This window comes from Kluyvera sp. EC_51, from assembly GCF_019584505.1.
Classification (GTDB): Bacteria; Pseudomonadota; Gammaproteobacteria; order Enterobacterales; family Enterobacteriaceae; genus Kluyvera; species Kluyvera sichuanensis.
The window spans coordinates 360036-370735 of sequence record NZ_VDAG01000006.1; the positions used below are offsets into that span (position 1 = coordinate 360036).

9 protein-coding genes are annotated in these 10700 nt (G+C 57.9%); 3 read left to right on the forward strand and 6 right to left on the reverse strand.

Annotation, left to right across the window (positions count from 1 at the left end; all coding sequences use genetic code 11):
• Positions 1-8 precede the first annotated feature (8 nt).
• The 5 genes from amtB to FHC49_RS03240 form a co-directional block, all read right to left on the reverse strand.
• Positions 9-1295, reverse strand: a complete 1287-nt coding sequence (gene amtB, locus FHC49_RS03220) for an ammonium transporter AmtB (RefSeq protein ID WP_185667316.1) — start codon at positions 1293-1295, stop codon at positions 9-11.
• Positions 1296-1328: 33 nt separating this feature from the next.
• Positions 1329-1667: a P-II family nitrogen regulator gene (gene glnK / locus FHC49_RS03225; protein WP_004858743.1), complete on the reverse strand. Its 339-nt coding sequence runs from the start codon at positions 1665-1667 to the stop codon at positions 1329-1331.
• Positions 1668-1876: 209 nt separating this feature from the next.
• Positions 1877-3655, reverse strand: a complete 1779-nt coding sequence (locus FHC49_RS03230; protein WP_220438655.1) for a SmdB family multidrug efflux ABC transporter permease/ATP-binding protein — start codon at positions 3653-3655, stop codon at positions 1877-1879.
• Positions 3648-5423, reverse strand: coding sequence for a SmdA family multidrug ABC transporter permease/ATP-binding protein (locus FHC49_RS03235; protein WP_220438656.1), 1776 nt, complete (start codon positions 5421-5423; stop codon positions 3648-3650). Before FHC49_RS03235 ends, FHC49_RS03230 begins: the two co-directional genes overlap by 8 nt.
• 87 nt (positions 5424-5510) lie before the next feature.
• The gene (locus FHC49_RS03240; protein WP_185667138.1) at positions 5511-5969 is read right to left on the reverse strand and encodes an Lrp/AsnC family transcriptional regulator; all 459 of its coding nucleotides are present in this window, start codon (positions 5967-5969) and stop codon (positions 5511-5513) included.
• A 112-nt stretch (positions 5970-6081) separates the two neighbouring features.
• On the opposite strand from FHC49_RS03240, the gene FHC49_RS03245 reads away from it, so the two are divergent.
• Positions 6082-7134 (forward strand): PLP-dependent cysteine synthase family protein, encoded by a 1053-nt coding sequence (locus FHC49_RS03245; RefSeq protein ID WP_220438658.1) that lies wholly within the window; start codon positions 6082-6084, stop codon positions 7132-7134.
• A 44-nt stretch (positions 7135-7178) separates the two neighbouring features.
• On the opposite strand, the gene cof is transcribed toward FHC49_RS03245, so the two are convergent.
• A complete protein-coding gene (cof, locus tag FHC49_RS03250; protein ID WP_220438660.1) occupies positions 7179-7997 on the reverse strand; it encodes an HMP-PP phosphatase in 819 nt (272 codons plus the stop codon).
• A 99-nt stretch (positions 7998-8096) separates the two neighbouring features.
• Between cof and FHC49_RS03255 the strand changes: the two genes are divergently transcribed.
• Entirely contained in the window at positions 8097-9797 is a 1701-nt protein-coding gene (locus FHC49_RS03255; protein ID WP_220438662.1) for an SgrR family transcriptional regulator, read from the forward strand.
• A 67-nt stretch (positions 9798-9864) separates the two neighbouring features.
• On the forward strand, positions 9865-10560 hold the full coding sequence (queC, locus tag FHC49_RS03260) for a 7-cyano-7-deazaguanine synthase QueC (RefSeq protein ID WP_185667141.1): 696 nt from the start codon (positions 9865-9867) through the stop codon (positions 10558-10560).
• Positions 10561-10700 lie beyond the last annotated feature (140 nt).

Consider the following 10700-nt stretch of genomic DNA (forward strand, 5'->3'; position numbering starts at 1 on the left):
TACCTATATCAGGCGTTGTAAGCATTCTCGCCGTGGCTGTTTACGTCCAGACCTTCGCGCTCCTGGTCTTCCGGTACGCGCAGACCGACGGTTAAATCTGCCACTTTATAGCCGATGAAGGCTACGATGCCGGACCAGACGATGGTGATGGCGATACTTTCAAGCTGCACCAGCACCTGATGGCTCATGGTCACGCCTTCTGCATAACCCACGCCGCCCAGCGCCGTAGAAGCAAAGATACCGGTCAGGATACAGCCGATGATGCCGCACACGCCGTGAACACCGAACACGTCACATGGGTCATCCACGCGCAGCCAGCGTTTCAGAGAGGTCACGCCCCACAGACCCGCCAGACCGACCACGATACCCAGAATCAACGCACCGCCGACCCCGATATAGCCACAGGCTGGGGTGATACCGACCAGACCCGCAATCGCACCAGAACACGCGCCCAGCAGAGAAGGCTTACCGCGCAGCGCCCACTCACCGAATACCCAGCCAAGGATCGCCGCAGCGGTTGCTACCACGGTGTTCACGAAGGCCAGACCGGCAATTTCGTTCGCCGCACTTGCGGAACCGGCGTTGAAGCCAAACCAGCCAAAGTAGAGGATCGCGGTACCGATAAACACCATCGGCAGGTTGTGCGGTTTGAACGCTTCTTTGCCAAAGCCCACGCGTTTGCCAATCAGGTAAGCACCCACCAGGCCTGCCACCGCGGCGTTAATGTGCACCACTGTACCGCCCGCAAAGTCGAGCGCACCGTGGCTCGCCAGCAGACCGCCGCCCCAGACCATGTGCGCAATCGGCACGTAGGAGAGGGTCAGCCAAATCACCACGAAAATCAGCACTGCGGAGAAGCGAATACGCTCCGCCAGCGCGCCAACGATCAGGCCCACGGTGATACAGGCAAAGGAGCCCTGGAATGCCACGTGGATGTACTGATAGAACGAGCCCATCAGATCAGTAATCTTGATATTTTTCAGCATCACCCAGTCGAAGCTGCCGAAGAAGCTGCCGCCGGTGCCGAAGGCCAGAGAGTAGCCGTAAACCACCCACAGTACGCAGACTACCGCAAAGGTCACCGCGACCTGGGTCAGCATGGAGAGCACGTTCTTGCCGCGGATCAGGCCGCCGTAAAACAGCGCAATCCCCGGGATGGTCATAAACAGCACCAGTGCGGTACACAGCATCATAAAGGCGTTATCGGCTTTATCGACCACCGCCGGTGCCGCCATCGCCAGACCCGGCAGCAGCGCCAGTGCGCTCAACCCCGTTTTTACCATTGTTTTTTTCATCATCTCGATCCCTATCACTGTGCTGGCTGGGAATTACAGCGCCGCTTCGTCGGCTTCGCCGGTACGAATACGGATTACGCGCTGCAGTTCGGCGACAAAAATCTTACCGTCGCCAATTTTTCCGGTGTAAGCGGCTTTGCTAATCACATCGACAACCTCATCAAGCTGATCGTCGGCGATAGCCACATCAATTTTTACTTTCGGCAGGAAGTTGACGCTGTATTCCGCGCCGCGATAAAGCTCTGCATGACCTTTCTGACGACCGAAGCCTTTCACTTCCGTCACCGTTAAGCCCTGAATGCCAATGGAAGACAGCGCTTCGCGAACGTCTTCGAGTTTGAATGGTTTAATTACCACGGTAACCAGCTTCATAGATCCCCTCCAGTCAGAATTCGGTAATGGCTACGAACACGTAAGAGGTAAAGCAAGGGTCATGCCAGAAATGAAAACCACCCTGCTCTGCGGTAAAAATCAGGGTTTATGGCGGCAAGATGGCGGGCGTTAAAAGAAAAACGCACCATGCGGGTGCATGATGCGTGTCACAACAGCAATCTGTTAGAAAAATGCCTGACGGTGGTGCATTACGCGGTCAGCGCATCCTCCTGGGTGCTGGCCGCCAGCTCTTCACCGGCCAGCTGTAGCTGATACATCTGCCAGTAACGCCCTTTGGCTTCAAGCAGTTGCTGGTGAGTCCCCTGCTCGACGGCCTGTCCACGGTGAAGCACCATAATGGTATCCGCTTCCACGATGGTCGACAGACGGTGAGCGATCACCACCAGCGTCGTGTGCTGACGCACGGCGGCCAACGCATGTTGAATCGCACGCTCGGTGCCGGAGTCAATATTCGCGGTGGCTTCGTCCAGGATCAGCACCTGCGGGGTCTCGACCAGCACACGGGCCAGCGCCAGCAGCTGCTTCTGCCCGACCGACAGGTTGTTACCCTGCTCGCCCAGATGAGTATAGATACCCTCACTCATCCCTCGCGCCAGCTCGGCCAGTTGTACGGTTTCCAGCACCTGCCAGACCTGTGCTTCGCTGATATCGCGCCCCAGCGTGACGTTGGCAAAGAAGGAGTCGGCCAGCACCACCGGATCCTGTTGCACCACGGCGATGCCCTGTCGCAGCACCTGGTGACTCAGGCTTTGTAGCGGACGGCCGCCGAGGCGAATTTCGCCGGAATTGGGCGGGTAATAGCCCATCAGCAGGCTGGCAAGCGTACTTTTTCCGCTACCGGTGTGCCCCACCAGCGCCACAAAGCTGCGTGCTGGAATCGACAGCGAAATGTTTTGCAGCACCAGCTTGTCATCACGATAGGCAAATGAAACATCGTCGATATCAATATCACCGCGCGCCAACGGTGCCATATCGGTTCCGTACTGCTGGCGCGGGCAGTCCATCAGTTCAAACACGCGCTCACCGGCCACCACCGCCTGCTGTAACATCGACTGCTGAGTGGTGAGTTCAATCAACGGCTCGTTCAGACGCCCCAGATAGCTGATAAACGCGTACAGTACGCCGACCTCAATGGAGCCCTGCGCGCTAAAGCCGAATAGCATCAGTAGGCCGCACAGCACCAGCGAAGAGAACAGGCTCAGCAGCGGGCGCAGCAGGAAGCCGTCCAGACGCAGCGTTTGCATGCGCGCCAGATAGTGTGAGCGGCTCACGTCACCGATCCGCTCGCCGAAGCGTACCTGCTGGCGGAACTGCTGAATAACGCTCATGCCGTTGATGACTTCGTTGAAGCCATCGTTAATATCCGCCAGATAGGCGCGAACGCGGCGCACGATAGGCGTGCTGTAGCGTTGATAAATCACCATCACGATCATCACCGCCGGGAAGATAGCGATCGCCACCAGCGCCATGCGCCAGTCGAGACTGAACATCGCCACCAGCATCGCGCCGATCAACGCCGCACTACGCAACACCGTCGCCACCACCGTCACGTACAGATCGCGGATCACTTCCGTATCGTTGGTGACGCGGGAGATAAGCTGGCCTACCGGCTGGGTGTCAAACTCGCTCAGCGGCTGGCGCAGCGCAGCGTCCATCACGTCACTGCGCAGCTGTTGCACCACGCCGACCGCCGCGCGGTTAAACAGTAGCGACTGACTGTAGTGCAGCGAAGCAGCCAGCAGTTGCAGCCCGATATAGGCAGCCGCCAGCCCGGCGACCGTCCCCAGCGGCAGACTATTTTTCGCCACCATGTTGTCGATAAAATAGCTAATCAGTAGCGGCCCACTCACTTCGGCGGCAGCGGCCACCCACAGCATCACCACCGCAATCGACAGCGGTTTACGCCACGGCGAGCCGTAAGCCAGCAGCCGCTTCAGGGTTGGCCACAGTTGCCCAAAACTACGCATCGGCCACCTCCGATTTCTCTTCTTCCGGCACGTCGTTCAGCGCGGCCTCGAGCTGTTGATAACGGTGCATATCGCGGTACCAGCCCTGCTCCGCTGCTAGCTGGTCATGCTGACCGCGCTGGGCAATATGCCCGTGCTGCATCACTATGATTTCGCTGGCATCCGACAGTGCCGAGAGACGGTGCGCGCTGATAATCACCGTGCGGCCTTCGCCCCACTGGCGCAGGTTGTGCAGAATCTGATGCTCGGTGCGGCCATCAACCGCCGACAGCGCGTCGTCGAGGATCAGAATTTCCGCCTCCAGCAGCAGCGCGCGCGCAATGGAAATACGCTGCTTCTGCCCGCCGGAGAGCATCACGCCGCGCTCGCCGACTTCGGTATCGTAACCCTGCGGCAGGCGTAGAATATCTTCATGCACACAGGCCAGCCGCGCCGCGTGCTCAATCTCTTCCTGTGTCGCGCTCGGATGGCCCAGCGCAATGTTGCTGGCAACGGTGTCGGAAAAGAGGAACGGCGTCTGGCTGACCACCGCCAGGCGGCTGCGCCAGGCGTCCAGCTGCAATTGACGCAGGGGAATATCGTGGAAGCGGATCTCACCTTCATCAACGTCAAAATGGCGCTGGATAAGCGACAGAATGGTGGATTTCCCCGACCCCGTCGGCCCGCAAATGCCGAGCATATGGCCCGGTTTCAGGGTCACGCTGACGTCGCAGAGCGTTGGCTTGTCGGTTTGCGGGTAGCTAAAGCGACCAATCGCCAGTTCCAGCGTACCGCGCCCTTCGGGCACCGGCTGCGTGCCGTCATCCACCACTGGCGCTTCCGCCAGCAGGGTGCGAATACGGCTATAGGCGGCGCTGCCGCGCTCGACGATGTTGAACATCCAGGCCAGCGCTAGCATGGGCCAGATCATCAACCCGAGGTACATCATAAAGCTGGTGAGCTGGCCGAGGGTCAGCTCACCCTGCATCACCATCCAGCTGCCGCCGGCAATCGCCAGCAGGTTTGCCATCCCGATAGCGATGTAAATCGTCGGGTCAAAGCGGGCGTCGATGCGCGCCACGCGCATGTTTTTCACCCCGGTGTCAGCCGCATCGGCGGCAAACTGGGCGGACTGCCGGTCCTCAAGGCCGAAGGCTTTGATCATACGGATGCTGGTCAGGCTCTCCTGAGTTCGGTCGTTAAGACTGGAGAAGGCCGCCTGCGCCACTTTGAAACGCTCATGCAGCAGGTTGCCATAGCGATGGATAACCAGTGCCATGATGGGCATCGGCACCAGCGCCAGCAGGGTCAGTTGCCAGCTCAGCTGCGTGGACATCACAATCAGCACCGCGCAGCCCATGACCAGCGAGTCCACCAGCGTCAACACCCCTTCCCCTGCGGCAAATACCACGCGGTCTACATCGTTGGTGGCGCGGGCCATCAGGTCGCCAGTGCGGTGACGTAAATAGAATTCCGGATGCTGGCGGCTTAGCTGCCGGTAGAAATCTTCACGCAGTTCAACCGCCAACTGGTAGGAGGCACCGAACAACAATACGCGCCAGACGTAGCGCAGCAGGTAGACCACCACGGCAATCAGTACCATGGTGCCAAGCCACATCATCACCTTCCCGGTGGTGAAATGGTGTTGTGTGACGCCATCCACCACAATTCCCACCACTTTAGGCGGGATGAGCTGGAGTATGGCGATGATAATCAGCAAGGCGACAGCGCCGAGATAGCGCCGCCATTCCCGGCGGAAGTACCAACTTAGTTGAGCAAATAATCGCACGCGGTAAAATCCTGAACGTCGATTCTCTTCGTCCTGCGCTGCCGCCCTGGCAGCTCGATGGGCAAAGAGAAAATCCCAGAAAAAGTATTATTCGATGGGGAGAGCAGTGGTGTATTTAATCTGTTCCATCGCAAAGCTTGAGGTGACATCCGACAGTCCGGGGACGCGGTTCACCAGGCTTTTATAAAAATCATCGTAGCGTTTCATGTCCGCCACCTGGACGCGCATCAGGTAGTCATACTCCCCGGCCATGCGCCAGAAGCCCAACACTTCGGGCATTTGCGTCACTTCGCTCACAAAAAGGCTGTACCAATCGCTGCTGTGGTGCTGGGTCTTTATCAGCACAAATGCCGTTAACCCAAGCCCAAGCTTTTCCGCATCCAGTAAGGCGACGCGGCCAAGCAGTATACCGTCATCTTCCAGACGTTTTAGTCGTTTCCAGCACGGTGTGGTGGTCAGATTAACGGCATCTGCTAACGCCTGCAAAGAGAGCGTGCAGTCATTTTGTAGTAGGGCCAGCAGCTTTCGGTCAATTTTATCTAACATTTCGGTCACCGGGAGAAAATTTTTCTCTCTTAATTCTATTTTAAAGGTCAGATGGCAACAAATTTTTCTGCACTTTTCGCTAAGCTAGGCACAAAATGACAAACGGAAAATAATGATGAACAGCACCTGGGTCAAACACGCCATCAGCGAAATTAACGCCGATTACCAACGCAGCGCCGACACGCATTTAATCCGCCTGGCGCTGCCCGCTTTTCCCGGCATCCAGCTCTACCTGAAAGATGAAAGCACGCACCCGACCGGCAGCCTCAAACACCGTCTGGCGCGTTCGCTGTTCCTTTACGGCCTGTGCAACGGCTGGATTAAAGAAGGCACCACCATTATTGAATCGTCGTCCGGCTCAACGGCGGTTTCCGAAGCCTATTTCGCCCGCCTGCTTGGCCTGCCGTTTATCGCGGTGATGCCCTCCTGCACGGCGAAACGTAAGGTTGAACAGATTGAGTTTTACGGCGGCCGCTGCCACTTCGTCGAGAGCGCGTGTGAAATCTACGCCGCTTCGGAAACCCTGGCCCGCGAGCTGAACGGCCACTATATGGATCAGTTCACCTACGCCGAGCGCGCCACCGACTGGCGCGGCAACAACAACATTGCCGACAGCATTTTCCGTCAGATGTCGCACGAACCCAACCCGGTACCGACGTGGATAGTGATGAGCGCGGGCACCGGCGGCACCTCAGCTACCATTGGCCGCTACATTCGCTGCCAGGGCTATGAAACCCAGCTGATGGTGGTCGACCCGGAGAACTCCGTGTTTATGGACTACTGGCAGCACCGCGATGTGAATCTTCGCGGCAGCGTCGGCAGTAAAATTGAAGGCATTGGTCGCCCTCGCGTCGAGCCGTCGTTTATTCCTGATGTGGTTGATAGCATGCTGCGCGTGCCGGATGCCGCAAGCGTCGCCACCGCTCAGTGGCTGGAAACGCAGCTTGGCCGTAAGGTCGGTGCTTCTACCGGGACGAATATGTGGGGTGCGCTGCAGTTAGCTGCACAGATGCGCGATGAAGGGAAAACCGGCTCAATCGTGACGCTGCTGTGCGACAGCGGTGAGCGCTACCTCGACACCTATTACAATCCTGAATGGGTGACGAATAACATCGGCGACACGGCACCGTGGCTACAGGCTATTAACACTCTGCTTGGGAAATAAAAAAAGCCAGGCATCAACTGAGCCTGGCTTGCTGGAAGGTCTCTCTATTCGGGGGAATAAGGAAGATTAGGTGTGTCCAGCCAATGCGTTAAATAGTGAGAAACCGCCTGGTTTTTGCAGTTTCCGATAATCGGTAGATGGGGGAGCGCCGCTTTAAGCTGCCCCATTGCATTCCCCATGATCACGCCGCGCCCTACGAGCCCCAGCATTTCACGGTCATTCATCGCATCGCCAAAGGCCATGCATTCATCCATACCCACGCCCAGATGGCGACTCAGCACCGACAGCGCCGCCCCTTTATTGCTGCCGAGCGGCAACACTTCCAGGCAGTCGACGGCGGAGAAACAGATATCTGCGCGCTTATCGAACGCCTCGACTAATTGCACCCGCAGACGGCAGAGATCGTCGTGATCGCCGCAGAAGCAGATCTTTGTCACCTGATGCGCTGGCATCATGCGCAGGTCACGAAGCTGATAGCGGAAACCGCTATACACGTGCGCCTTTAACATTTCTGGGATTTCGTGTCCGGTAAACCAGCCGCCGTCGTTAAAGACATGGACGCTAGCCTGCGTATCCCAGCGGGTGTGCAGTACCTCTTCCGCTACGTCCGGGGAGAGATCGCTACGGTGCAGCACTTCACCCTGCTGGGTATGAATGCGCGTACCGTTGCCGGTTATCAGGAAGGCATTCAGCGACAGTTTCTCCACCAGCGGGCGCATTTCCAGCACGTGACGACCAGTGGCAAAGGTCAGCGTGATGTTCCGTTCGCGCAGGCGCTTCAGCACCGCCACGGTTCTCTCACCTAAACGATGGTCTGGCATCAAAAGGGTGCCATCCATATCAAATGCTGCCAGTCTTGCCATCTTTTATCCCGCCTGTGATCGTTCTCTCTTGCCACCCAGTATCTGCTGGGATATACGGAAGTAATACTGAATAGTTAATATTTATTGTTCCGGGTTTCTATGCGCCAGTTAAATCGTTTAAATCAGTTCCAGCGCCTGTGGCTACCGTCGCAGGGAGAAGATCAGCAGGTCACCATCGCCGAACTGGCCGCCCGCTGTTTTTGCAGCGAGCGGCACGTGCGTACTCTGCTGCGCCAGGCACAAGAGGCGGGCTGGCTGAGCTGGCAAGCGCAGTCCGGGCGTGGCAAGCGCGGGCGGTTACGATTCCACACCGCGCCGGAGACGCTGCGCAATGAGATGATGGAAAGCGCACTGAATCGCGGCGAGCAGCATAATGCGCTGGAGCTGGCGCAGATTGCCCCGGTTGAGCTGAGGGCGCTGCTGCACCCGTTTCTCGGCGGCCAGTGGCAAAACAATACGCCGACGCTGCGTATTCCTTACTACCGCCCGCTAGAGCCACTGCATCCTGGCTTCCTTGCCGGTCGTGCCGAGCAGCACCTTGCCGGGCAGATTTACTCTGGCCTGACCCGGTTTAACCATGAAGCCTCACAGCCGCAGGGCGATCTGGCGCACCACTGGTCGGTTTCCGACGACGGGTTGTGCTGGCAGTTTTATATTCGTTCGACCCTGCACTGGCACAACGGCGATGCCGTTGAGACCGAGCAGCTTCGCCGACGATTGCTGATGCTGCTGGAACTGCCCGAACTGGCGAAGCTCTTTTCCAGCGTGAAAGCCATTACGCAGACGCATCCGCAGTGCCTGACCTTCACGCTGCATCATCCGGATTATTGGCTCCCGCATCGGCTGGCAAGCTACTGTAGCGTGCTGGCACATCCGGACGAACCGTCGCAGGGCACCGGCCCGTTTATGCTGAAAATTTTTGAGCCAGAACTGGTGCGCATTGAGAGCCATCATCGCTATCACCAGGGCCACCCGCTGCTGCAGGCTATTGAATACTGGATCACCCCGCAGCTTTTCGAGCAGGGGCTGGGGACCAGCTGTCAGCACCCGGTGCAAATTGCCATTGGTAAACCTGAGGAGGTTGGCGAACTGCGGCTCGTCAGCCACAGCATCAGCCTGGGATTTTGCTATCTGGCACTGCGCCAGAGCCCGCGTCTGAGCAGCGCACAGGCACAGAGGGTCATCGGGCTGATTCACCGCTCCGGCCTGCTGCAAAGCCTACCGTTGGGGGAAAACCTGATTACCCCCAGCGAAGAGATGCTGCCCGGCTGGGATATCCCGCTGCCGAAAGACGCGCCCGATGTTGCCCTACCGCCCCACCTGACGCTTCTCTACCATTTGCCGGTAGAACTGCACACCATGGCCGAAGAGCTAAAAACAGCCCTGGCGAAACTGGGCTGCGAGCTGACGGTGATTTTTTATGATGCTAAAAGCTGGACCGGCTGTCCGGACCTGCCAAAAGCCGACCTGTTTATGGGCGACCGCCTGATTGGCGAGATGCCGGAGTACGCCCTGGAGCAGTGGCTACGCTGCGATGCGCTATGGCCCGCACTCTTTACCGAACAGCAGGCCAGCCGCGTTCGCCAGGCATTAGACGACGCTCAGGCACTAGCGAACGATACTCAGCGAATCGCCGCGCTGAAGCACATCTTTACTCGCCTGATGAGTGAAGCGATGCTGACGCCGCTATTTAATTATCAGTATCAGGTCAGCGCGCCGCCGGGAGTCAACGGCATTCGCCTGAACGCCCGCGGCTGGTTTGACTTTTCCGCCGCCTGGCTGCCGCCAACAACGCGGTGAAGAAGCTGGTCGCCACGGCGCGCAGGCGTTACCATAGCGGCTTTTAGAGTTACTGACAGGAAAAGCCATGAAACGTGCCGTTGTCGTCTTTAGCGGTGGACAAGATTCCACAACATGCCTGGTGCAGGCGCTGCATCAATATGATGAAGTTCACTGCGTCACGTTTGATTATGGCCAGCGCCATCGCGCTGAAATTGACGTCGCCCGTGAACTGGCCTTAACGCTGGGCGCGCGCGCGCACAAGGTGCTGGACGTTACCCTGCTCAATGAACTGGCGGTCAGCAGCCTGACCCGCGACAGCATTCCCGTGCCGGACTACGAACCGGATGCCAACGGTATTCCCAATACTTTCGTACCGGGGCGCAATATTCTGTTCCTGACGCTAGCGGCTATTTATGCCTATCAGGTGAAGGCAGAAGCCGTCATCACCGGCGTCTGCGAGACCGACTTCTCCGGGTATCCGGACTGTCGTGACGAGTTCGTGAAGGCGCTGAACCATGCGGTTAGCCTGGGCATGGCAAAAGACATTCGCTTCGAAACGCCGCTGATGTGGCTCGATAAAGCGCAGACCTGGGCGCTGGCGGACTACTGGGACAAACTGGAACTGGTCCGTACCGAAACGCTCACCTGCTACAACGGCATCAAAGGCAATGGCTGCGGCCACTGCGCGGCCTGTAATCTACGAGCAAATGGGCTGAATCATTATCTGGCGGATAAGCCAGGGGTGATGGCGGCAATGAAGCAGAAGACGGGGCTGAAATAGGTCTGGAGACGTTCCCGGGGTCGCTTGCGGTACAAACCGGAAACATAGGTAACACTTTAGACCGGATACATGGGTAACAGTTATAACTGGCATAGAAGAGGAGACTCGCTATGCCCTGGACTGAGACCCGACCTATGCAA